This window comes from Pseudomonas sp. P5_109 (assembly GCF_034009455.1).
In the GTDB taxonomy this organism is placed as follows: Bacteria; Pseudomonadota; Gammaproteobacteria; order Pseudomonadales; family Pseudomonadaceae; genus Aquipseudomonas.
Genome location: NZ_CP125380.1, coordinates 3,352,268 through 3,377,136, shown reverse-complemented (window position 1 = coordinate 3,377,136; position 24,869 = coordinate 3,352,268). Strand labels below are relative to the sequence as shown.

The 24,869-nt window shown below is 62.9% G+C and carries 18 protein-coding genes; all 18 read right to left on the bottom strand.

Going from position 1 to position 24,869, the window contains the following annotated elements:
- Positions 1–1,146: 1,146 nt before the first annotated feature.
- The gene (locus QMK54_RS15200) at positions 1,147–1,857 is read right to left on the bottom strand and encodes an NAD(P)H-dependent oxidoreductase (RefSeq protein ID WP_320402846.1); all 711 of its coding nucleotides are present in this window, start codon (positions 1,855–1,857) and stop codon (positions 1,147–1,149) included.
- Between the two features lie 9 nt (positions 1,858–1,866).
- Positions 1,867–3,513: an ABC transporter ATP-binding protein gene (locus QMK54_RS15195; RefSeq protein ID WP_320402845.1), complete on the bottom strand. Its 1,647-nt coding sequence runs from the start codon at positions 3,511–3,513 to the stop codon at positions 1,867–1,869.
- A gap of 2 nt (positions 3,514–3,515) precedes the next feature.
- Positions 3,516–4,343 carry an ABC transporter permease gene (locus QMK54_RS15190; RefSeq protein WP_110661183.1) on the bottom strand — a complete coding sequence of 276 codons (828 nt, stop codon included), beginning with the start codon at positions 4,341–4,343 and terminating at the stop codon, positions 3,516–3,518.
- A 3-nt stretch (positions 4,344–4,346) separates the two neighbouring features.
- Complete coding sequence (locus tag QMK54_RS15185) at positions 4,347–5,306, bottom strand: ABC transporter permease (protein ID WP_320402844.1); 960 nt, start codon at positions 5,304–5,306, stop codon at positions 4,347–4,349.
- Between the two features lie 423 nt (positions 5,307–5,729).
- Complete coding sequence (locus QMK54_RS15180) at positions 5,730–7,331, bottom strand: ABC transporter substrate-binding protein (protein ID WP_223596445.1); 1,602 nt, start codon at positions 7,329–7,331, stop codon at positions 5,730–5,732.
- Between the two features lie 99 nt (positions 7,332–7,430).
- Positions 7,431–8,846: an aldehyde dehydrogenase family protein gene (locus QMK54_RS15175; RefSeq protein ID WP_320402843.1), complete on the bottom strand. Its 1,416-nt coding sequence runs from the start codon at positions 8,844–8,846 to the stop codon at positions 7,431–7,433.
- Positions 8,839–10,029, bottom strand: a complete 1,191-nt coding sequence (locus QMK54_RS15170; protein WP_110659246.1) for a pyridoxal phosphate-dependent aminotransferase — start codon at positions 10,027–10,029, stop codon at positions 8,839–8,841. The genes QMK54_RS15175 and QMK54_RS15170 overlap by 8 nt, the downstream gene beginning before the upstream one ends.
- A 24-nt stretch (positions 10,030–10,053) precedes the next feature.
- A complete protein-coding gene (locus QMK54_RS15165) occupies positions 10,054–11,661 on the bottom strand; it encodes a 5-guanidino-2-oxopentanoate decarboxylase (protein WP_320402842.1) in 1,608 nt (535 codons plus the stop codon).
- A 10-nt stretch (positions 11,662–11,671) separates the two neighbouring features.
- Positions 11,672–13,771 carry an acetate--CoA ligase family protein gene (locus QMK54_RS15160; protein WP_320402841.1) on the bottom strand — a complete coding sequence of 700 codons (2,100 nt, stop codon included), beginning with the start codon at positions 13,769–13,771 and terminating at the stop codon, positions 11,672–11,674.
- Positions 13,772–13,789: 18 nt separating this feature from the next.
- Positions 13,790–14,950, bottom strand: coding sequence for an acyl-CoA dehydrogenase family protein (locus QMK54_RS15155; RefSeq protein WP_007981552.1), 1,161 nt, complete (start codon positions 14,948–14,950; stop codon positions 13,790–13,792).
- Between the two features lie 81 nt (positions 14,951–15,031).
- Positions 15,032–15,823, bottom strand: a complete 792-nt coding sequence (locus QMK54_RS15150; RefSeq protein WP_223596425.1) for an enoyl-CoA hydratase/isomerase family protein — start codon at positions 15,821–15,823, stop codon at positions 15,032–15,034.
- Positions 15,824–16,382: 559 nt separating this feature from the next.
- The gene (locus tag QMK54_RS15145) at positions 16,383–17,795 is read right to left on the bottom strand and encodes an amino acid permease (RefSeq protein WP_110659251.1); all 1,413 of its coding nucleotides are present in this window, start codon (positions 17,793–17,795) and stop codon (positions 16,383–16,385) included.
- 208 nt (positions 17,796–18,003) lie between these two features.
- Complete coding sequence (locus tag QMK54_RS15140; protein WP_320402840.1) at positions 18,004–20,259, bottom strand: ATP-binding protein; 2,256 nt, start codon at positions 20,257–20,259, stop codon at positions 18,004–18,006.
- The gene (locus tag QMK54_RS15135) at positions 20,256–21,029 is read right to left on the bottom strand and encodes a substrate-binding periplasmic protein (RefSeq protein WP_223596168.1); all 774 of its coding nucleotides are present in this window, start codon (positions 21,027–21,029) and stop codon (positions 20,256–20,258) included. The genes QMK54_RS15140 and QMK54_RS15135 overlap by 4 nt, the downstream gene beginning before the upstream one ends.
- A gap of 5 nt (positions 21,030–21,034) precedes the next feature.
- Entirely contained in the window at positions 21,035–21,751 is a 717-nt protein-coding gene (locus tag QMK54_RS15130; protein WP_223596170.1) for a response regulator, read from the bottom strand.
- A gap of 92 nt (positions 21,752–21,843) precedes the next feature.
- Positions 21,844–22,491 (bottom strand): TetR family transcriptional regulator C-terminal domain-containing protein, encoded by a 648-nt coding sequence (locus tag QMK54_RS15125; protein WP_103393523.1) that lies wholly within the window; start codon positions 22,489–22,491, stop codon positions 21,844–21,846.
- A 243-nt stretch (positions 22,492–22,734) separates the two neighbouring features.
- Positions 22,735–23,523, bottom strand: a complete 789-nt coding sequence (locus tag QMK54_RS15120) for a class II aldolase/adducin family protein (RefSeq protein ID WP_320402839.1) — start codon at positions 23,521–23,523, stop codon at positions 22,735–22,737.
- A 184-nt stretch (positions 23,524–23,707) separates the two neighbouring features.
- The gene (locus QMK54_RS15115; RefSeq protein WP_320402838.1) at positions 23,708–24,757 is read right to left on the bottom strand and encodes an ABC transporter substrate-binding protein; all 1,050 of its coding nucleotides are present in this window, start codon (positions 24,755–24,757) and stop codon (positions 23,708–23,710) included.
- Positions 24,758–24,869 lie beyond the last annotated feature (112 nt).

The following is a 24,869-nucleotide window of genomic DNA, read 5'->3' as shown; positions in this document are numbered from 1 at the left end:
AGCAAGCCGGCTCCTACAAGGGACCGTGTCCTGGTCGAAATGATGTGAACGCCAAACTGTAGGAGCCGGCTTGCTGGCGATGGCCTCAGGTGCGCCGCGTTTATCCGGTTCACACGCGTTATCGTTAACGACCATCGCTGGCAAGCCAGCCCCTACAAGGGACCGTGTCCTGGTCGAAATGATGTGAACGCCAAACTGTAGGAGCCGGCTTGCTGGCGATGGACTCATGTGCGCCGCGTTTATCCGGTTGATGCGCGTTATCGTTAACGACCATCGCTGGCAAGCCAGCTCCTACAAGGGACCGCGTCCGGGTCGAAATGATGTGAACACCAAACTGTAGGAGCCGGCTTGCTGGCGATGAACTCCAGTGCGCCGCGATTATCCAGGTCCTACGCGTCATCGTTAACCACCATCGCTGGCAAGCCAGCCCCTACAAGGGACCGCGTCCGGGTCGAAATGATGTGAACACCAAACTGTAGGAGCCGGCTTGCTGGCGATGAACTCATGTGCGCCGCGTTTATCCGGTTGATGCGCGTTATCGTTAACGACCATCGCTGGCAAGCCAGCTCCTACAAGGGACCGCGTCCGGGTCGAAATGATGTGAACGCCAAACTGTAGGAGCCGGCTTGCTGGCGATGAACTCCAGTGCGCCGCGTTTATCCAGGTCATACGCGTCATCGTTAACCACCATCGCTGGCAAGCCAGCCCCTACAAGGGACCGCGTCCGGGTCGAAATGATGTGAACACCAAACTGTAGGAGCCGGCTTGCTGGCGATGAACTCCAGTGCGCCGCGATTATCCAGGTCATACGCGTCATCGTTAACGACCATCGCTGGCAAGCCAGCCCCTACAAGGGACCGCGTCCGGGTCGAAATGATGTGAGCGCCAAACTGTAGGAGCCGGCTTGCTGGCGATGAACTCCAGTGCGCCGCGTTTATCCAGGTCATACGCGTCATCGTTAACCACCATCGCTGGCAAGCCAGCCCCTACAAGGGACCGCGTCCGGGTCGAAATGATGTGAACACCAAACTGTAGGAGCCGGCTTGCTGGCGATGGCCTCATGTGCGCCGCGTTTATCCGGTTCACACGCGTTATCGTTAACGACCATCGCTGGCAAGCCAGCTCCTACAGGTTTTGTGGCGCTGATCAGGCTTTTGTGGTCAGCGGATAGAGCTTGTCATCGAACTGCGCCAGCTTCGGGAATACCAGCGGCTGGTCGTCGCTCAGGTGCTGCAACCGCTGGTCGTAGTCGACCAGAAATTGCTGGCGTGCCTCTGCACTGATGTACGGCACATGCCAGGCCACGAACGGTTCCAGCACATCGAACCCGACGTAAGCCAACGTGCCACGCAGGATCGGCCGCAGCATGTCCTCCAGCGGCCCATGAATCGCGCCTTCGCCAAACATGTGTTCACGACCACCCAGGGTCACGGTCACCAGCGCCTTTTTGCCAGCCAGGCCACCCTGATCGTAGAAGCGCTTGCCGCCATAGCAAATCCCCGACACCAGCACGCGGTCGATCCAGCCCTTGAGCATCGCCGGGGCAGAGAACCAGAAAATCGGGAAGTTGAGGATCAACAGGTCGGCCCACAGCAGCTTGTCCAGTTCAGACTGGATGTCCGCCGCCAGTGATTGGCTCTTCGCGCCCAGGCGTTGTTCCAGGGCATAGACCAGGTATTCGGGGTTTTCCCGATTCGAGAAGTCCGCGTCGCTGGCCACCGGGTTCCAGTTCATTTTGTACAGGTCGCTGACCTGCACTTCGTGGCCCTGGGCTTCGAGAGATGCAACGGCCTGGTCGCGCAGGGCGGCGGTGAAGGATTGCGGCTCCGGGTGAGCGTGGACGATCAGTACTTTCATGGTGGTTCCTTAGACTTGTTCCAGCGTATCGGTTGAAGAAGTGGAAGCGCGCGTGGCCAGCAACCGGTCGAGCCAGTCGGGGTCCATTTGCGGTTCGGAAGAAAACAGCAGCCCGGTGTAGTCCTGATGCGGCGGGGTGAAGATCTGGCTGCGCGAGCCGTGGTCCACCACCCTGCCCCGTTGCATGACCAATACCTCATCGGCAATGGCCCGCACTGTAGCAACATCGTGGGTGATGAACAGGTAGGCGACACCCAGTTGTTGCTGGATGCGGTTGAGCAATTTCAGCACGCCTTCGGCCACCAGTTGGTCCAGCGCCGAGGTCACTTCGTCGCAAATGATCAGTTGCGGATCGGCCGCCAACGCCCGGGCGATGCAGATGCGTTGTTTCTGCCCGCCGGACAGTTCACGGGGCTGACGCTCCATGAAGGTCGCCGGGTCGAGTTCGATCATCTCCAGCAGCTCGGCAACCCGGGCACGCATGGCCTTGCCCTTGAGGCCGAGGTAGAACGTCAGCGGCCGGCCGATGATGTCGACGATGCGCTGACGCGGATTAAGCGCAGTGTCGGGGATCTGGTAGATCATCTGGATGCGCCGAAGTTGCTCCTTGCTGCGCTGGCGGAAGTCCGCCGGCAATGGCTCGCCGTCGTACAGCACCTGGCCGTAGGTCCGTGGCAACAAACCGGTGATCAGCCGCGCCGTTGAGCTTTTGCCGCTGCCGGATTCACCGATCACCGCCAGGGTCTGGCCGCGATACAGCTTCAACGACACGTCGTGCAGCACCGGTTGCTGGCCGTAGCTGGCGCAACTGTTGCGCAGTTCCAGCAAGGGTTGTTCCTGCTGCGGACAGGCCTTGGGTTCGGTGCGGAAACTGCGCACCGCCCACAGCGACTTGGTGTAGTCCTCCTGCGGGTCGCCGAGCATTTTGCGCGTCTCGGCCTCTTCCACCAGTTTGCCGTGGCGCAATACCATGATGCGGTCGGCCATCTGCGCCACCACCGCCAGGTCGTGGCTGATGTAGATGGCGGCGCTGCCGTAGGTGGCTACCGCATTGCGAATGGCCGCCAGCACTTCGATCTGGGTGGTGACGTCCAGGGCCGTGGTCGGTTCATCGAAGATGATCAGGTCCGGATGACAAGCCATGGCCATGGCGGTCATGACCCGCTGCAACTGGCCGCCGGAGACCTGGTGCGGATAACGCTGGCCGATGGTTTCGGGATTGGGTAAACGCAGCACCCGATACAACTCCTCCGCTTCGCGCATCGCCTGTTCGCGGCTCATACCGCCGTTCTTCACGGCGGTTTCGACGTGCTGGTCGATCAGTCGGTGGGCCGGGTTGAACGAGGCCGCCGCGCTCTGTGCCACATAGGCGATGCGCAGGCCGCGCAGCTTGCGCAGGGCTTCGGGCTTGGCCTTGAGCAAGTCGATGCCGTCGAAATGCACCGAGCCGCCGGTGATCCGGCAGCCGTCGCGGGTATAACCCATGGCCGACAAGCCGAGGGTCGACTTGCCCGCGCCGGACTCGCCGATCAGCCCGAGTACCTCACCCCGCTGCAGGGTCAGGTCGATGCCCTTGATCAGTGGATGCCAGGCGTCTTCGTAATGGCCTTCGATGTGCAGGTTGCGGATTTCCAGCAAAGGTTTCGAAGTCGTCATGTTCAGCATTCCTTAAGGCCGCTGGATTTGTGCAGCATCCAGTCGACGACGAAATTGACGCTGACCGTGATCACGGCCACGGCCAGGGCGGGCAGCAACGGGCTGATGTCGCCGAAGGTGATCAGCACCGCGTTGTCGCGCACCATGCTGCCCCAGTCGGCGGTGGGCGGCTGGATGCCCAGGCCAAGGAACGACAGCGCACTGATGAACAGGAACACAAAGCAGAAGCGCAGGCCGAACTCGGCAATCAGCGGTGCCGCTGCGTTTGGCAGCACTTCGCGGGTCACCAGCCACCACAGGCCTTCACCGCGCAGACGTGCGGCTTCGACGAAGTCCTGCACCACTACGTTCATCGCCACCGCGCGAGACAGTCGGAACACCCGCGTCGCATCCAGCAGCGCAATCACCAACACCAGCGACGTGGCGTTGGTGCCGACCACGCTGAGGATCAGCAAGGCAAAGATCAGTTGCGGGATGGCCATCAGGATGTCCACCACCCGCGACAATCCCTGGTCGACCCAGCCGCCCTTGATCGCCGCAATCAGGCCGCTCAAGCCACCGAGCAGAAACGCCAGCACCGTGGTCAGGAAGGCAATGCCCAGGGTGTTGCGCGCGCCATAGACCAGGCGGCTGAACATGTCGCGCCCCAGGTTATCGGTGCCCAACAGGAACTGCCCGCCCCACGGTTCAAAGCCCCCGCCCACCACCTGGGTTTCGCCGAACGGCGCCAGGACCGGGGCGAACACCGCCACCAGCACGTACAGCACGATCATCAACAAACCGAACTTGGCGCTCAGGGGCGCCCGCCACACTTGTTTCAACAGGCTCATGGTCTACCCCTTCGGATGCATCAGGCGTGGGTTGCTGGCAATCGACAGCACATCGGCACTGGTGTTGAGCAGGATGTAGGTCGCGGCGAAGATCAGGCTGCAGGCCTGCACCACCGGGATATCGCGCTTGGCCACCGAGTCCACCAGCAACTGGCCGAGGCCCGGATAGACGAACACCACCTCGACCACCACCACGCCGACCACCAGGTACGCCAGATTCAGCGCCACCACGTTGACGATCGGCGCCAGGGCGTTGGGCAAGGCGTGGCGAAAGATGATCCGCGACTGGCTGATGCCCTTGAGCCGGGCCATTTCGATGTAGGGGCTGGCCAGCAGGTTGATCAGGGATGCGCGAGTCATGCGCATCATCTGCGCGATCACCACCAGGCTCAGGGTCGCCACCGGCAGTACCGAGCGTTCCAGTATCGTGCCCAAGGAAGCGTCCGGCGCCAGGTTGGAAATGCTCGGGAACCAGTTGAGCTTCACCGCGAACACCAGGATCAGGATGTAGGCGACGAAGAACTCGGGGAACGACACCGCGCTCAGGGCCGAGGTGTTGAGCAACCGGTCGAACCAGCTGTTGCGGTACAAGGCTGCGAGCATGCCCAGCAGCAACGCCGTAGGTACTGAAACCAGTGCCGCCAGCAGTGCAAGGCTGAAGGTGTTGCCCAAACGGCTGGCGACCAGATCGGCAATGGGCCGCTGGTTGGCCAGCGACACACCGAGATCACCGTGCAGCAACTGCCAGATCCAGTGGCCGAAACGGGTCAGCGGCGGCAGGTCCAGGCCCAGTTGCGCGCGGTAGGCCGCCACGGTTTCCGGGGTGGCCGACTGGCCGAGCATGGCCTGGGCGATATCGCCCGGGAGCATGCCGACGGCGAGGAAGATGATCACTGAAACGGCGAACAGCGAGAGCAGGCCTAAAGCAAGGCGCTGCCCCAACAGCTTGAAAATACTTCTCATCGTGCGGTTCCTTGAATTGGGCACGTTGGCAACAAGTGCGAATGACCATTTGTAGGAGCCGGCTTGCCGGCGATGGCGTTTGCATGGTCGGTGCACGTCTAGCGGCCGCCATCGCTGGCAAGCCAGCTCCTACAGTGATGGGTGTTGGTACAAACTCCTCTACCGAACGCCGAACCTGTAGGAGCCGGCTTGCCGGCGATGGCGTTTGCATGGTCGGTGCACGTCTTGCGGCCGCCATCGCTGGCAAGCCAGCTCCTACAGTGATGGGTGTTGGTACAAATTCCTCTACCGAACGCCGAACCTGTGGGAGCGGGCTTGCTCGCGAAAGCGGTGTGTCAGTTGGCAAATGTGTCAGCTGACAGGGCCTATTCGCGAGCAAGCCCGCTCCCACAGTTGATTGTCATTGTTAGATGGATCCGGGCATCACGCCTGCCACCAACGCTCGATCACCCGCAGCCCATCCAGCTCACCGTAAGGCGCGGTCTGCCCGCCGTGAACAACCTTGTTCGAGCGCGCCGCCACGGAACTGGCGAACAGCGGCACGATCGCCCCGCCCTCGTCGCGGCACAGCGCCTGCATTTCGTTGTACATCTCGCGGCGCAGCGGGTCGTTCATCTCGCCCCGGGCGGCGTTGAGCAGCTGGTTGAAACGCGGGTTGTCCCAATGGGTTTCGTTCCAGGCCGCGCCCTTGGCGTAGCCGATACTGAACATGCGGTCGGCGGTCAGGCTGCTGTACCAAAAGGAGGTGGTGAACGGTTGCTTCATCCACACGTTGGAGAAGAACCCATCGGCCGGCTCGCGCACCACGTCGATGTCAATCCCCGCGGCACGCGCCTGCTCCTTGAACAGCACCGAGGCGTCCACGGCGCCGGTGTAGGCGGCGTCGGAGGCTTGCAGGCGTACCTTGAGCGAATCCAGGCCGGCCTTTTTCAGGTAGAAGCGCGACTTGTCCGGATCGTAGGTGCGTTGTTCCAGTGCCGTATTGATGAAGCGGCTGCCGGGCTGGATCGGGTGGTCGTTACCCACCAGGCCATAGCCGTGCAGCACCGAGGCCAGCAGGGTTTCGCGGTTGATCGCATGCTTCATCGCCAGCCGCACGTCGTTGTTCAGGAACACCTGGCTGTCAGTAAGCATCGGGAAGGTGTAGTGCTGGGCGCCTTTGGTTTCTTCGATGACCAGGTTCGGGTTGCGCTTGAGCAGCGCCACGGTTTTCAGGTCGACCTTGTTGATCACGTCCACCTGCCCGGTGACCAGCGCATTGACCCGTGCCGCGCCGTCGGAGATGGCGATCAACTCGGCGCTGGCGAAGTGCGCCCGCCCTGGTTTCCAGTAATCCGGGCTGCGTTCCAGGGTCATGCGCACGCCCGGCTCGAAATCTTTGAGGCGATAGCCACCGGTGCCGGCGCCAGCCTGCCAGTCCGCCGCGCCATCCTTGCTCGGCATGATCGCCAGGTGGTAATCGGCAACCACATAGGAGAAATCGGCGTTGCCCGAGTGCAGTTCGAACACCACGCTGTCGCTGCCGTTGGCGCTGACCTTGGCCACGTCGCCCAGCACGGTCTTGGCCGCCGAGGTGGATTTCTCGCCGAGGTGATGCTGGATCGAAGCAACCACGTCGTCAGCGGTCAGGGTCTTGCCGTTGTGGAAGGTCACGCCCTGACGGATCTTGAAGGTCCAGATACGCGCGTCCGGGGTCGAACTCCAGCTTTCGGCCAGTTCGGGGATGGCCGTGCCGTCGACGGCAATTTCGGTCAGGGTGTTATAGACCGCCGAGAAGCCGACGAAGGTGAAGGTGTCGGCCCAGGAACCCGGATCTTTCGAGTCAGTGGTGCTGCCCCCCGCCAGGCCCAGACGCAGGACACCGCCCGGTTTTGGCGTGGCGTCTGCAGCGAAGGCGCCAAACGGCAGGCCCATGGAGAACGCCCCGGCCACGGCAGCGGCTGCAGCGCTGTACTTGAGGAAGTCCCTACGCGGGAAGCTGAATTCATGGTTCGCTTGAGTAATCTTGTTTTTGTTATCGCTCATTGCATTGCCCCTGATCAAAAAGCTAATGAATTACCGGTTCAAAACCACGCAAGACACCGGGCCAGGGCCCGGTGCATACAACGTCTGAATCGCCAACTGTCACACCTGGATCGCCTTCACTTCGACGAACTCGTTGAGTCCCTCCTCACCCCATTCGCGACCGTTACCCGACTGTTTGTAGCCACCGAACGGCGCTTGATAATTGAATGCCGCACCGTTGAGGAAGCACTGGCCGGCGCGCATCTGCCGCCCCAGGTGCAAGGCGCGCTCGGCACTGCCGGCCCACACGCCGCTGGACAGGCCGAACGGCGAGTCGTTGGCGATCTGGATCGCCTGTGCTTCGTCGGTGTAAGGGATCAGGCACAGCACCGGGCCGAAGATTTCTTCCTGGGCGATGCGCATGCGGTTGTCGACATCGGCGAACAGCGTCGGGCTGACATAGAAGCCGCGTTCGAAAGCCGACGGCGTATCACCGCCGCACAGCAGCCGTGCGCCTTCCTGTTGGCCGACCTTGATGTAGTCGAGCACGGTGCGTTTTTGCCCGGCCGAACACATCGGGCCGAGGAAGCTTTGCGGGTCGAGGGGATCGCCCATGCGCAGGCTCAGGGTTTCCGTCAGCGCCAGTTCGACGGCCTCGGCGTAACGGCTGGCCGGCAGCAGCATGCGGGTCAACGCGGTGCAGGTCTGCCCGGAGTTGATCATCACGTCCTGCACGCCGTAGCGCACCGCCGCTGCCAGATCGGCATCCTCGGCGATCAGCAACGGCGACTTGCCACCCAGCTCCAGGCACACGCGCTTGACCGAAGGTGCTGCTGCTTGCGCCACGCGAACGCCCGCGCCGGTGGAACCGGTGAACGACACCATGTCCACGTCCGGATGCTTGGCCAGTGCTTCGCCGACTTTCGAGCCCGGCCCGCTGACCAGGTTGAACACCCCGGCCGGCAGGCCGATGTCCTCGATCATTTGCGCCAGCAGGAAGGCGTGCAGCGGGGTTTCCTGGCTCGGCTTGACCACCACCGTGCAACCGGCGGCCAGTGCCGGGGCGAGTTTGCCGATCAGCTGGTGCAACGGGTAATTCCACGGATTGATGAACGCGCAGACACCTACCGCCTCGCGGATCACCAGCGAATTGCCGACTTCACGCACCTCGTCCATGAGATGAGCCAGTTCGACGTACTGCTCAAGGCCAGCGATCGGCCCGTCTACTTGCACCGAGCGACACCATTGCACCGGCATGCCCAGTTCCGAGGTGATGACGGCGGCCATCTCATCGGCACGCCTGCGCAGTTGTTCTGCCAGTGCACGGATGTAACCGGCACGCACGCTGGAGGGTGTGCGCGACCATGAGTCAAAGGCCCGGCGTGCAGCCGCCACGGCGTTTTCGACGTCAAGCTCATCACCCAGCGGAACACTGCCGCACACCTCCTCGGTGGCCGGGTTGATCACCTCGGCGATGCCCTGCCCCGAGGGTTTCTGCCAGCGCCCATCAATAAACAACGCCTTGTGGTTAAGCATGAGCCTGGGCCTCCATCAGTTCTTGAGCACAACGGGCAATGCGCTGGCAGGCATCGCGCAGGGGTTCGGCGCCGACCACCAGACCTAGGCGTATATGCCCCGCCGCGCTCGGACCAAAGGCCTCGCCCGCCAATACCGACACGCCGTGACGATCCAGCAAACGGTCGGCGAACGCCTGGGCGCTGAGCCCGGTCTGGCGGATATCGAGCATCACGAACATCCCGCCGTCAGGCTTCAACGCCCGCACGCCGGGGCAATCGGCCAGGCTGTCGCACACCAGGTCACGACGCTGGCGATAGGCTTCGCGCATGGCTTCGAGTTCCGGCAGGTTGCTTTCCAGTGCGATAACCGCTGCGTCCTGAATGAAATCCGGTGAGCCGTAGAGCATGCACAACGCGAGGTTTTCCAGGTGCGCGGCCAGGGACGGCGGCGCCACCACCCAGCCGACGCGCCAACCGGTCATGGCATGGGATTTCGACAGGCTGTTGAGGGTCGCGGTGCGCTCGGCCATGCCCGGCAGGCTCGCCGGGCTGACGTGTTCGCCTTCGAACAGCAGTTCGCTGTAGACCTCGTCGGAAATCAGCCACAGGTCGTGGGCGATGCACAACTCGGCCAACGCGGCCCAGGTGCTGCGCGGCAGACTGGCGCCGGACGGGTTGTGCGGGCTGTTCAGCGCCAGTGCCCGGGTGCGTGGGGTGATGCGCGCGGCGACATCTTCGGGCAGCACGCGAAAACCGTTTTCCGAACGCACCGGCACCGGCACCACCACGGCGCCGCAGGCACCGAACACCGCTTCGTAGGTGACGTACATCGGTTCGGCGACGATCACTTCGTCACCGGGATTGAGCACGCATTGGGCCACACTGAACAGCGCACATTGCGCCCCGGCCAGCACCGTGACCTGATCGGCCGAAACCGATTGGCCGCTGCGCTGTTGATGCCGCTTGGCGATGGCTTCACGCAGGGCACGCTTGCCGCGCACCTCGGCGTAATGGGTGTTGCCGCTCCGCAAACTGTCGATGGCGCCTTGCACGATAGGCTGTGGCGTGTCGAAATCCGGGTCGCCCACGGACAACAGCAATATGTCTTCGCCCTGCTCGCGCAGTGCCAGGGCGCGGTAGTGAATGTCCCACGCGGCGGCGCCGTCGCCGGCGATTCGTTGAGTCAGATCGGAAAAGCGCATGGCTTCATCCCCTTTAAATGCAGATCAATGCGCACAGGCATGCTTGAGTTCGATCAGGGTCACGCCGTTGCGCTTGAAGCCGTGGCGCAGGTCGGTCTGCAACTCGGCCAGGCTTTGCGGCTGAGTCACGGTGCAGCCGAACGCACGCGCGAGGGCGGCGAAATCCGGGTTGCGTGGCAATACGCCGATGGGCTCGATATCCAGCCCGAGCATGTCGTCGCGAATCTGCCCCAGCGCGTCGTTGTTCCACAGCAGCACCACCAGCGGGCTGTCCAGTTCTTCAACAGCCGTGGCCAGTTCCTGGGCGGTGTAGAGGAAACCGCCGTCGCCGACCAGCACCAGGCCAGGCCGTTGCGGCGCGCCGAATTTGGCGCCGATCCCGGCTGGCAGGCCGTAACCCAAGGTGCCGTAGCCAGTCGGGTGCAACCAGCTGCGGGTGGCGGCGCTGTCGAAGGCGTAGTTACCCGTATACGCAAGCTGGGTCATGTCGGTGCTGATGAAGGCGTTGTCCGGCAATTCCGCGGCGATACGGTCGAGAATCGCTTGATGGATGGACTGCAACGGGCCATGGCTGCCTTTGACCGCTTCACGCAGGGCGGCGACCGCGGCCACCGCTGCGCTGGCATCGCGCACGTCGCTCGGCAGGCGCTCAAGCAAACCGCTGAGGGTTTGTTGGGCGTCGCCATGCAGGGCCACTGCGCATGGGTAGAAGTCGTTGAACTTGCGCGGGTCGATGTCGACGCGCAGCAACTCGGCATTGAGCGGCAAACGCTCGCGCCAGAAGTCGGTGTCGGCCATTTCGGTGCCGACCGCCAGCACCACGTCGGCCTCGGCGATCAGGTTCCAGCCCGGTTCCACACACAGGGAGGAACCGGCGTTGAGCGGTGCATCCGGCGGCAGCAAGCCCTTGCCGGCAACACTGGTGAACAGCGGCGCTGCGAGCTGGGTGCTGATGGCTTGCAGCTGCGCAGCAGCATTCAGCGCACCGCCACCGGCAATGATCATCGGACGCTTGGCAGCATTGAGCCTGGCCACGGCCTGGTCCAGCGCAGTGGCGGATGCCGGACCACGGCCCAGACGACGCACCACCTCATTGCTCCAGTCGCGGGCAATGGGCGCCGCCAATACATCCAGCGGCACCGAGATGTGCACCGGGCGCGGCCGCTCGCTGTCGAACACCGCGTAGGCACGGGCGATCAGTTCCGGCAGGTCTTCAGCGGTCAGTGCCACGGCCGAGAACGCAGTAATCGGCGCGGTCATCGCCCGCTGGTCCTGACACTCGTGCAGGCTGCCCCAGCCCTTGCCCAGGCTGGCGCTGTGGTTGACGCTGGAAATCACCAGCATCGGAATCGAGTCGGCGTAGGCCTGGCCGATGCCAGTGGCGGCGTTGGTCACGCCGGGGCCGGTGATGACGAAGCACACGCCGGGTTTGCCGCTGACCCGGGCATAGCCGTCGGCCATGAAGCTGGCGCCCTGCTCATGACGGGTCAGCACGTGGCGGATGCCGCTGCCGGGCAAGCCGCGATACAGCTCCAGGGTGTGTACGCCGGGGATGCCGAACACGGTATCGACGCCGTAATTGGCCAACAGGCGCACCAGGGCCTGGCCGCCGGTCAAGGTTTTGCTTTGCATATTCATGTCCTCACGCGTGGCCGAGGCGAATCAACGCATCGACCGCAGTCGTGCCATGGGCACCGACCAACAATGGGTTCACATCCAGTTCGAGCAGTTGCGCGGCGTTTTCGCAGGCGTAATCGGCCACGGCGCGGATCGCCGTCACCAAGGCGTCGAGATCGGCGCACTCGCGACCACGGAAACCTTGCAGCAACGGGGCGCTGCGCAGGTTGAGCACGGCATTGCGGATGGCGCCGTCGGTGGTCGGCAGCAGCAGGCTGCGACTGTCCTTGAGCAGTTCCACCAGAATGCCGCCGGCACCGATCACCAGGGCGAGGCCGAAATCGTTTTCGCGCTTGATGCCGACAATCAGTTCAGCCAGTGGCGGCTTGGCCATCGGCTCCAGCAATAGCTGGTCGAAGGGTACGCCCGGGGCGTAAGCGGCAATGCTGGCGCACATCTTCTCCAGTGCAGCGCTCAATGCCGTGCCGTCCTTGAGGTTCAGCGCCACGGCACCGGCCTCGGTCTTGTGCGGCAACTGAGCGCTGACGGCTTTCAAGACCAGTGGATAGCCCAGTAATTCGGCGTCTTTCAAAGCTTGATCCGGGGTACTCAAAACACCGTTCGGAATCGGCAAGCCAAAGGCTTTCAACGCCTGTTTGGAATCCCATTCATTGAGCAAACGCCCTTCGCCTTCCAGCGCGTGCGGGCACAGCGGCACCAGCGCCGACTCACCCAGAGCCAACAACGCCTGGCGATTGCGCTGATAACCGGCGATGCGGCCCCAGGCGGCCAGTCCGTCTTCAACACCCTGCAACGCCGCTACGCCTTGGGCGTGCAGACGCTCACGGGCATGGGCCGGTAGCAACTCGGGGAAAGCCGAGGTGACAAAGCCGCTCTTGCCGTGACGTTGCAGCGCCGCGCAGTACAGTTCCAGCAGCAGGTCGCACTCCTTGCGCTCGCCGGTGAACTCCGCCGGGTAGTCGAGCACCAGCATCGCTGCATCGGCTTCGGTGCGCAGGGCGCTGTCGAGCATGCGGTTCAAGGCTTCACCGTCGCCCCATATTGCCGTGGTGAAATCCAGTGGATTGACCAGGTTGGCGTAGCTCGGCAGCACTTGCGCGAGTTCGCCGACCTGTCCTTGATCGAGTTTCGGCAGGCTCAGGTCGTTGCGTTCGGCGTAGTCGGCAATCAACCCGGCATCGCCACCGGAACAGGCCAGCGCGATCAGGCTGTTGCCCGCCGGCAGGTTGCCGCAGGCGGCGGCCTTGAGGGTTTCGACAAAACTCACCGGGCCGCTGACGCGGATCACCCCGAGGCGATCGAACAGCGCGTCGTACAGTGCATCGGAACCGGACAGCGAACTGGTATGACTCAAGGCCAGTTCGGCGCCGATCTGCGACACACCGGTTTTCAGGGCGATGATCGGGATGCCCTTCTCCAGCGCCTTGTGCGCGGCACGGGCAAAACCCGGCACGTTCTTCAGGCCTTCGAGGTGCAGGCCGATCGCCGTGACGCGCGGCTCATCGAGCAACACGTCCATCAATTCAGCCACGCCCAGTTGCGCCTGATTGCCCACCGAGGCCATGTAGGCCACCGGCAGCGAGCGGTCGCTCATGGACAGGTTGTAGGCGAAGTTGCCGCTCTGGGTCAGCACCGCCACGCCCTTCTCCACCGCTTTGCCGCCATGGGCCACCGGCCACAGCGCGGAGCTGTGCAGGTAGTCGAGCAAGCCGTAGCAGTTGGGGCCGAGCAAGGCCATGTCGCCAGCGGCCTTGAGCAGTTGCTGTTGCAGGGCCTGGCCCTCGGCGCCGGTCTCGGCGAAACCGGAGGCGTAACAGATCGCCCCGCCCGCGCCGATGGCGGCCAGTTCAGCCACGCAAGTCAAGGTCAGTTCGCGGTTGGTGGCAATGAATACCGCGTCCGGGCCGCAAGGCAGCTCGGCCACGCTGCGCACGCACGGCACGCCTTCGAGGCTGTCGTGCTGCGGATTGACCAGCCACATCTGCCCCTGGTAGCCGCCCTCGGCACAGCGCTTGAGCGCGCGCGCCATGCTGCGGCCGCCGACGAACGCCACGTGTTGCGGCGCGAGCATGCGTTTGAGGTTGTCACGAATGGATTGGGACATGGGAATTCTCCGGACCGATCAGCGCAGCAGCGGCCGCAGCAGCTCGCGGGAAATGATGTGGCGCTGGATTTCCGAAGTGCCTTCCCAGATCCGCTCGATCCGCGCGTTACGCCAGATGCGCTCCACCGGACCTTCGTCCATCAGGCCCATGCCGCCGAAGATCTGCACCGCTTCATCGGCGGTGCGGCCGAGCACTTCACTGGCGAACAGCTTGGCCATGCCGGCCTCGCCATCGGTCATGGTGCCCTGGTCCATTTTCCACGCGGTGTGCAGGGTCAGCAGTTCAGCAGCGCGAATCTGCGTGGCCATGTCGGCCAATTTGAACGACACGCCCTGATAAGTGCCGATCGGCTGGCCGAATTGCTTGCGGTCCGCCGCCCATTGCAGCGACACGTCCAGTGCACGCTGGGCCTGACCGACGCAGTTGGCCGCGACCATCACCCGCCCGGCGGTCAGCCAGGCGTTGGCCACGTCCCAGCCCTTGCCGACTTCGCCCAGCACTTTGCTGGCCGGTACGCGGCAGTCGTCGAAGAACATTTCGAAGGTGTGGTAACCACGGTTGCTCACGCACTTCGGCCCACGGCGGATGGTCATGCCCGGGGTGTTGCGGTCGACCAGGAACGACGTCACGGCGTTACGCTTTTTGCCGTTGTGTTCGTAGGTGTCGGTCACGGCGAAGACGATGGCGAAGTCGGCATGGCCGGCGTGGCTGATGAAGTGTTTGCTGCCGTTGAGAATGAAGTCATCGCCTTCGCGCACGGCGCGTGTCTTGATCGCATTGGCATCGGAGCCGGCGCCCGGCTCGGTCAGGGCGAAGCAGTCGATTTTCTCGCCCTGGATGCACGGCAACAGGTAGTCGTTGATCTGGTCGCCGGTGCAGGCCATGAGGATTTTCGACGGCCGTGCGACGAACACGTGCAGCGCCCAGGACACCTTGGACAGCTCACGTTCGATCAGCGCCTGGGACAGGTAGTCCAGGCCGCCACCGCCGACTTCTTCGGGCATGTTGAAGGCATAGAACCCGGCGGCGATCGCCTTGCCGCGAATCTGCGCTGCCAGTTCCGGGGAGACCTCGTCGGCGCGGTCGACTTGCTCCTCATAGGGCAGCAGTTCCTTCTCGACGAAGCTGCGTACCGAGTCCACCAACATTTCTTGTTCTTGGGTCAGTTGGAAATTCATGGTGCTACCTGTTGTTCGTTCACAAAGAATGGTGTGCGAGGCTGAAGGCGATCGCTGGCAAGCCAGTGCCTACAGGTCGTGTCAGCGGCCGACGAAGTTCGCCGGGCGTTTTTCCATGGCAGCGCGCAGGGCTTCGTTGCCGTCTTCGCTACGACCGCAGAGCAGGCCAGCGGCGAGTTCGGCCTGCAGCTGTTCCGCCAGGCTGCGTTCGGCGCCTTCGCGCATGAGTTTTTTAGTCTGGGCGAAGGCGAAGGTCGGGCCGGCGGCCAGGCGTGCGGCCAATTCGCTGGTGACGGTCAGCAGTTGCTCGTCGGCGCACACTTCGCCAACCAGCCCGGCGGCCAGGGCACGGTCGGCGCCCCACAATTCGTCGAGGAACAGCAGGCGCTTGGCCTGTTCGCTGCCGATCAGGCGCGGCAGGTGCCAACTGGCGCCGGCGTCCGGCGAGTAGGCCATGCTGGTGTAGCCGGCCTTGAAGCGCGCCGATTGCCCGGCAATGCGCAGGTCGCAGCACAGGGTCAGGTCCATCCCGGCGCCGACGGCGGTGCCGTTGATGGCGGCGATGGTCGGTTTTTCCAGGCTGTGCAGGCGGGTCATCAAGGCGTGGGCGGTTTCGGTCCAGCCGTAGGTTTCCAGGGCGCCGCGGGCTTCGGCATCGGCCCATTCATCGAGGTCGGCACCGGCGCAGAAACTGCGGCCGCTGCCGGTGAGCACCACTACGCGCACCGCTGGGTCGGCGTTGAAAGCGTCGAGCAAAGCGTGCAGGTTTTTCAGCGTCGGTATGTCCAGCGCATTGCGCTGGGCAGTGCGATTGAGGGTGATCCAGGCAACGCCTGCTTCGACCTGGCTGAGCAGCGACGATTGAGTGGTCATGGGAATCCTCGAATTATTGTGATTGGTCTGAGGTGATGCGACTTGAGGCCATACTAAACGAGTGTTCAGTAAGGCGGCAATCGGTACAAAATCAGCGTGTAACAGTCTGAAAAATTTCTTATCTATTTGTTTTTATTGGTTTTATTTTCATAATCCGGTTTGCTGCGCGGATGACTGTTACAACTTCGAACAAACGGCAACGCACAATCTGTAGGAGCCGGCTTGCCGGCGAAGGCGTTTTCAATGCCGATGCATGTCTCGAGGCCGCTATCGCTGGCAAGCCAGCTCCTACAGGGATCTTCGGCGCACGCAAAGGTCGGGGCGCCACATAGCACTGTAGGAGCCGGCTTGCTGGCGAAGGCGTTTTCAATGTTGGTGCATGACTTGAGGGCGCTATCGCTGGCAAGCCAGCGCCTACAGGGATCTTCAATGCGCCATAAAACACTGTGGGAGCGGGCTTGCTCGCGAAGAGGCGCTGTCAGTCAACATTGATGGTGACTGACACTGCGCTTTCGCGAGCAAGCCCGCTCCCACAGGGGATGGTGTTTAGTTCAAGGGATCAGGCAGTCGGCAAGCTCGGCGCCAGCACGCCCTGGCGCTTGCGATGGATCAGGAAGTACGCGCCATAGCACAGCGCAATGAAGCCAAAGCCCCAATACAACGACGGACGCTGGGTTTCATCCAGGGCCAGGAACACGAACAACGAGCAGCACAGTGTGATGCACATCAGCGGCAGTACCGGGAACCACGGCGCGCGGTATTTCAGGTCGCTGAGTTTGTTGCCGTCACGCAGCCAGGCCTTGCGGAACTTGTACTGCGCCAGCGCAATGACAATCCAGGTCACGGTGCCGGACATGCCGCTCACCGCCATCAGCACCATGAACAAGGTGTCGGCAGCGACGAAGCTGGTCATCAGCGACACCAGCGCGAAGCACAAGGTGATGCTCAAGGCACGCAGCGGCACGCCGCGCTTGCTCAACGGCGACAGGCTTTTCGGCGCCATGCCGGTTTTTGACATCGCCCACAGGATGCGCGTCGAGGCGTACAGGCCGGAGTTGCCCACCGACAGGATCGCCGTAAGGATCACAAAGTTCATCAGGTCGGCGGCGTAGGGAATACCAACCATGTCGAACACCTGCACGAACGGGCTTTCCATCAGGCCCGCCTGCTGCCACGGCACGATGGCCGACAGCACGATGATTGCCAGCACGTAGAAGATCAGCACGCGGAACACTACGTTGCGCACGGCGCGGGGGATGCTCTTTTCCGGTTGATCGGTTTCACCGGCGGCTACGCCCATGATTTCGCAACCCTGGAACGCGTAGACCACGGTCATCATCACCGCGAACACGGCGGACAGGCCATTGGGGAACAGCGAATCGCCAATCAGGTTGCTCGCCATCGGTGCCGGTGCGCCGCTGCTCAGGGGCATCACGCCGAAGATCACCAGCACGCCGACCACGATGAAACCGAGAATTGCCGCGACCTTGATCCCCGAGAACCAGTACTCCGCCTCACCGAAAGCGCGGGTCGCCATGGCATTGATGCCGAACAGCACCACCACGAACAGCGCCGACCAGTACCAGATCGGCACCGCCGGGAACCAGCGCGTCATCAGCATGCCGGCGGCGGTGAATTCCAGGCCGACGGTGGTGGCCCAGCTCATCCAGTACACCCAGCCGATCATGAACCCGGTGGCCGGGCCGATGTATTTAGTGGCGTGGGTCTGGAACGAACCGGACACCGGCATCTGCACCGACAGTTCACCCAGGCAGACCATCACCAGGTACATCAGGAAACCCGCGACCAGGTAAGCCAGGATCGCCCCGACCGGGCCGCCCTGATTGATGGTCACGCCGGAACCCATGAACAGCCCGGTGCCGATGACGCCACCCAGGGACAGCATGAAAATATGCCGGCTTTTCAGGGCGCGGGTCAGCTGTATGCCTTTGCGATCAGTGTTTTCGTTCATGTCGGCACCTCAGCAGTCGGTGAGGTGTGCAGCGCGCGACAGGACGTCACGGCGCAGGGAGGGATCAGCTTTACGGCAATTCATTATTATTATCTCCAATAAGCTTCGAAGACCGCGCTGCGGCGGTTGCGTCGATTATTGGAAAGCCATGTAAGTTCGCGTTGACCATCAGGATCGAAGTTGTACAAAGTCGTAACAAACTTGTACGTCAGCTCTGCAACAGGCCTTTGAGGGTGTTCAGCGCGAGCTGCAGTTGCTCATCCAGCGCCGGAGTCATGCGGCGGATCGCCGATTCATCGTTGACCAGCGCCAACGCCTCCAGCGCCCTCAGGGTATTGGCCAAGGCACGAAAGCCCAGCGAATCGCCGCTGCCGGCCAGACGGTGCGCCAGTTGCGCGACCTCTGTGCAGTCATCGGCGGCAATGGCCTCCGTGAGTGCATCGCGGTGCTGAACGATCGAGTCACGCAGCACCGCCAGCAGGCCCTGGACTTTCTGCTCGCCAAGCAAGGTGCGATGGGTCTGCAACAGCGGCCAGTCCATTGCCTCATCGCTCAGCAGCGACTCGGCGACAGGCACATGCCCTTCCAGCACCTGGCGCAGGTTTTCCAGCTTCAGGGGCTTGGCCAGGACACCGTCCATGCCGGCCTCCAGATAACCGCGCACCAGTGCCGGCTGCACGCTGGCGGTCAGGGCGAAGACGCGGGTGTGGCGATTCGGCCCGTCGCTGTGGCGGATCTGTCGGCATAACTCGACACCGCTGATGCCCGGCAGATGCACATCCAGCAACAGCAGATCGAACGCCTGCACCGCGCAATGCTCCAGCGCCTGTTGCGCCTCTTCGGCCAGCCACACCCGGTGGCCGTCCCGCTGCAGCAACCCCTTGGCCACTTCGCGATTGAGTGCCACGTCTTCGACCACCAGGATGTTCAGTGCCGGCCCCGCCACACGCACCGGCGCGACTTCAAGCACAGCGCTGGCCGGCTGCAAGGACAGCTCGAACCAGAAGCAACTGCCGCGCCCCTCTTCGCTGTCCACGCCGATGCAACCTCCCATCTGCTCCACCAGATGCTTGCAGATCGCCAACCCCAACCCGGTGCCACCAAAACGCTGGGCGACTTCTTCACTGGCCTGGGTGAAGCGCTCGAAAATCTTCGCCTGCATTGCCGGGGCAATGCCGATGCCGTCGTCCGTGACACTGACCCGCAGGCGCTGCCCACTCTGTTCGCCGGTTTCGTTGAGCAGCGCCACCTCGACGCTGACTTCGCCGCCTTCGGTGAACTTGATCGCGTTGGCCAGCAGGTTGCTCAGCACCTGACGCAGGAACTGCTCGGCACCGTGGTGATGTTCGGCAATCCGCTGATCGACGCGGCAACTGAGGATCGTGTCGTTGTTCAGCGCTCGCGGTTCCAGCAGTGTCAGCACCTCGTCGAGCAACTGGCGCAGCGAGAAGTCCACCGGTTCGGGATGGCTGACGCCCTCCTCCAGCTTGGCGAAATACAGCACTTCGTTGAGGATCGTCAGCAAGCCTTCGCCAGCCTTGTGCAAGGCATCCAGGCGTTTGCCGTCCTGGGCATCCAGACGCGCGCCGCGCAACAATTCGGCCATGCCGAGAATGCCATTGAGGGGTGTGCGCAATTCGTGGCTCATGGTCGCCAGGAACCGCGATTTGGCGAGGTTGGCTGCTTCCGCCTCATCCTTGGCGCGCATCAGGCTGGCGGTGCGGCGCTCGACCATTTTCAGCAGTTCGTCGCGGTTGTCCTGCAAGGCCAGGCGATCGGTTTCCCGGCGCTCGATGTCCCGCAGGATCGCCCGGCGCATGTCGTCCAGCGCGTGGGCCACGGTGTCGATTTCATCACTGCCGCGGCGCTTGTCCAGGTGCAGGGGTTCGTGCCATTCACCGGCGGCGATGCGCCGGGCAAACTCGGCCATGACTTTCAGGTGGCGGGTCACCAGTCGATAAAACAAGCCCGACAAGGCAACGGCCAGGCCGCAGAGGAACACCGCCATCCACAACAGGCTGGTCAAACCGGTGGCGTAGAGACGCTGGTACACCGCCCCCAGATCGGTACTGACTTCCAGTTCACCAAGGTTGCGCAACGGGCCGGACGGCGGCTGGTAGTCCAGGGCAAAGCGTTCGATGCGCAACGGTCCCGCAGGGTCTGGATTGCCCTGCACCAGGTCGAAATCGGCACTGCTCAGATGCACCCGGGCGACGTCGGAGAAGTCCACCAGGCCGCGCAACTGCACGTTCAACTGTTCCTGGTTCAAGTCCCAGAGACTGCGCTCCAGGCTGGCCAGATAGCCGGCGCGGATCAGCTCCATGCGCGAGTCGATGTCGCGCATTTCCCGGCGGTACTCTATGTACAGTTGCACGCTGCTGGCGAGCACGGTGAAGCACAGGCTGAACAACAGGATGAACAGCAACAGGCGCCGCAGCAGTCCACCGGGGCGGGCGCGAATCATTGCGCATCCGCCGGCAGGTTGATCATGTCGCGATAGGTCACTTCACTCTCGTTGAGCCAACGCTCGATGTCGCCGGCATCAACCATGCGCTGCAACTGCGCATCGATCTCGGGCATGCGAGTGGCCAAGGGCGAGCGCCGCGACACGGCGACCCGCAGGTAGTCCACGTTCAATGCCTTGGGCAAGGCGACGATGTCCTGGCCGCCGGGCAGGTTTTCCACGTACAGCTGGCCGGTGCGCCGCTCCTGGGTGATGAAATCGATGCGCCCGCGAATCAGCTTGCCGAAGTTCTGATGGCTGTCGGAAACCCATTCGATGTTGTTGTTGCGCGCGACCATGCGATCGAACTCCCCACCGTAGCTCTCGCCGAACAACAGGCCGCCACGGTAACGGGCCAGGTCGTCCAGCTGTTCGAACTTCACCGGGTGCTGGCGGTTGATGAACAGCGCCACTTCTTCGCGCAATACCGGCACCGTCGAGAACAGCATGCTCTGTTCCCGTTGTGCGGTGCTGTAGGCCAGCACCACATCGACCCGGCCTTCGGCGGCGTCCAGCAGGCAGCGTTTCCAGTTGCCCAGCACGACAATCTCGACTTCATAACCCAACTGGCCGAACAGGTTTTTCACCACGCTCGGCGCCAGGCCGCGCACCTGTTTGCCGTCGCTCCAGGAGATCGGCGGATACACCGGATAATCGCAATAGCGAACCTTGTCCGCCGCGACGGCATGGCCGGCCATCAGCAACGCCAGCAGGCAAAGCCATCGCGCCATCCGGTTCAGGCTGCCACGCCGGCGGTGAACAGGTAACCGGCGCCGTGGATGGTGATGATCAACTGCGGTTCCGCCGGATCGTCGTGCAACTTGCGGCGCAGGCGCCCGACCAGCACGTCGATGGAGCGGTCGTTGGGCACCCATTCGCGGTTGCGGATCTGGTCCATCAACTGGTCGCGGCTGAGGGTGTGGCCGCTGTTGCGCAGGAACACGCTGAGCAACTGGTACTCGCCGTGGGTCAACAGGGTTTCGCTGCCGGACGCATCGATCAGGCGCCGGCGGTCGGTGTCCAGTGCCCAGTCGGCGAACTGCTTGACCGGTTTGGCCACTGTGACGGCAGGTGCCGGCGTTTGCGCATGACGTACCCGGCGAATCAAGTTTTTCGCCCGGGACACCAGTTCCCGTGGGTTGAGGGGTTTGATCACGTAGTCGTCGGCGCCGCATTCGAGGCCGACGATGCGGTCGATTTCGTCGTTGCGCCCGGTGATCAGGATGATCCCGACTTCCGAGCGCACCCGCAGCTCGCGGGTCAGGGTCAGGCCATCCTTGCCCGGCAGGCGGATGTCGAGCATCACCAGGTCCACGGCCTGGCTGGCCAGGAAGGTTTCCGCCAGCTCCGCCGTGGCGGCGCAATGGACGTCGTAACCTTCCTGGGACAGGTAGGCATGCAGCAGATCGCGAATCAGCGGATCGTCATCGACGATCAATACCCGAGGAGTCATCGCTTGGTGTCCGGCTCAGGCCCGAAGGCCAGTTTCTTATTAGAGTGTTTTCCTGCATCGGCGCCAGAGAGTATCGATTGCTGAACGACTGATCAACAGTCGCTCGTCTGCACGCAGAAGCGCTGGCGTCCGCCGGCCTGCAAACCGTCGACCCAGGCCTCGCAAATCTGGATGCCCTGCTCCGGGGTAAAGGTGCCGGGGTTGAGCCCGGACTCCAGCCACAAGCCGTCGAGCAAGGCGCTGAGGCTGATGGCGGCGAGGTCGGCATCGAAGTGTTCCCAGCCCTCCTCCTGCGCCAGTTCCGCCAGCACCTTGCGCAGGATGCCGCGATACTCGCCATAGGAATGATCGTGGGCCTGATTGATGGCCTCGGCGGTTTTCACCGCGCCCCAGAACGCCAGCCAGGCATCGATCAATTGCGGGTCGAGCAGTTCGGCGGAAAACGAACCACGGAAAAACGCCGACAAGCGCTCCCGGGCATTCGGCGCGGCCTGCTCCATGGCATCGCGCAGCAAGGTCATGACCCGCCCGGTGATCGCCATGTAGGCCTCGGCGACCAGTTCGTCCTTGCCGGAATAGTGATGGCTGATCAGCCCCACCGAGACGCCGGCCTCGGCGGAAATCTTGCGGATCGACGCGCCCTGGAAGCCGTGACGCTTGAGGCACACCAGCGTCGCCTCGATCAGGTTGGCTTTGCGCAACTCCGGTTCCATGCGGGAAAAACGGGCTTCCTGATTCATGGGCGACACGCTCCTTGGTTCAATCGTTTAGACCCGCGCGGGTGAGCGGCGAGCTGAACGACTGTACAGCAAGAGCGAGCCATTTCTCCAGTCCGATGCAAGCCTGAGAACCGCGGCGTCCCCTTCGCGAGCAAGCCCGCTCCCACAGGATCTCGGTCGTTCGCGGGATTTGCGTACACCGACTAACCCTGTAGGAGCTGGCTTGCCAGCGATGAGGCCAGCAGCATCAACCGAAGATTCAGATCAGTCGCGATACCCCGGCGCCACTCGCTCCAGCATTCGCAACAACGCCGCCCAGGCCAGTTGCATGGCATCCGGGTCAGCAAGTTCACCCTCTTCCAACGGCCGTCCCGGATCGTTGAACTGGCGCTCGGTGTGTTCACACACCTCGGCCGAGGGCAGCACGACCTCTCCCGCCGCCATGGCCGCCAACTGGATCTCACAGGCCTTTTCCAGGTAGTACATGCGCAGGAACGCCTGGCTCACCGTCTCGCCGACGGTCAGCAAACCATGGTTGCGCAACATCAATACCGATTTATCGCCCAGGTCCGCGACCAGCCGTTGTTGCTCGCTCAAGTCCAGCGCCACACCTTCATAGTCGTGGTAAGCGACGCGGCCGTAGAATTCCATGGAAATCTGGTTCACCGGCAACAACCCGCATTTCAACGCCGCCACCGCGCACCCGGATTTGGTGTGGGTGTGCAGCACGCATTGCGCATCTTCACGGGCGCCATGGATGGCACTGTGAATCACGAAACCGGCCGGGTTGACCGGGTATGGCGACGGCTCGACGGCGTGGCCATCGAGGTCGATCTTGACCAGATTCGACGCGGTGATCTCGTCGAACATCAGCCCGTAAGGGTTGATCAGAAAGTGATGCTCCGGCCCCGGAATGCGCACCGAGATGTGGGTGAAGATCAAATCGGTCATGCGAAAGTGCGCAATCAGGCGGTAACAGGCCGCCAATTCCTCGCGCAGACGCTGTTCGGTGGCGCTGCGTTCGGGGGCCAGGTGAGTGGCGATTTTGTTCATTATTGGGGTTCTCCAGGCTGATCGGCTACGGCAGACCTTAAGGCTGGACGCTTGTGCACGTCCAGCCAACTATCTCTGTAGGAGCCGGCTTGCTGGCGATGGCGGCCTGCAGGTCAATGCAAGGTTCAAGGCAGCCATCGCCAGCAAGCCGGCTCCTACAAAAGCCAGCTCCTGCAAAGCCGGGTTATTTGCTGGCCCAGGCGTTGAAGCGCTCTTCGAGCTCTTCGCCATGATCGACCCAGAAACCGACGTTCATCGACAGCGCGCCCTTGAGGTTCTGCGGCGCCGTGGGCACCCATTGCGCCAGTTTGTCGTCGAGCCGTGCGGCGGCCTGGGTGTTGGTCGGGCCGTAGGGGATCTGCTGCACGTAGTTGACCTGGGCGTCCGGCTGGTTGGCGAAGGCAATAAAGCGCTTGGCCTGATCCACATGCCGGGAGCCTTTGATGATCGCCCAGTAGTCCATGCCGTACAGGCTGCCGGGCCAGACCAGGCCCAGGTGGCTGCCTTTCTGCGCGGCGTCGGCGATGCGTCCGCTGTAGGTCGAGGTCATCACCACGTCGCCGGCGGTCAGCCATTGCGGCGGTTGCGCGCCGGCTTCCCACCATTGGATGTAGGGCTTGAGTTCAGTCAGCTTGGCGAATGCCCGGTCCACGCCTTGCGGGGTGTCGAGCACCTTGTAGACGTCTTCGGTCTTCACCCCGTCGGCCAGCAAGGCGAATTCCAGGTTGTACACCGCGCGTTTACGCAGCCCACGCTTGCCGGGGGTTTTCTTCACGTCCCAGAAGTCGGCCCACGAGGTCGGGGCCTGGGCCAATTTGTCGGTGTCGTAGGCAATCGCCACGCTCCATACCAGCGCGGCGGAACCGCATTCCTGTGCCGCGTCGGGGATCAACTGGTCGGCGTGGCCCAGGCGGGTCCAGTCCAGGCGCTCGTACATGCCCTCTTCGCAGCCGCGCATCAGGTCGGGGCCTTCGATCTGCACCACGTCCCAGTCGACGTTGCCGGTGTCGACCATCACTTTGATCTTGGCCATCTCGCCGTTGTATTCGCTCTGGATCACTTTGCTTTGATCCACGGCGGCGAAAGGTTGAAAGAACGCCACGTCCTGGGCTTTTTGTCCGGCTCCGCCGTATCCGACCACCACCATGTCCGATGCTGCCTGGGCGCTGCCCAGGCCCATGGCCACGGACAACACCAAGGGATAAAAACCGTGCTTGAGCGTGTGCGATTTCATCAGTCGTTCCTCTTGCAGGTGCCACGGGACCCAAGGCCCGCGCAGCCCTTTTTTATTGTTGTGAGGTAAGCCCCGGGAGCGGGCTCGAGACGAAACTACTGCAAGACATAGT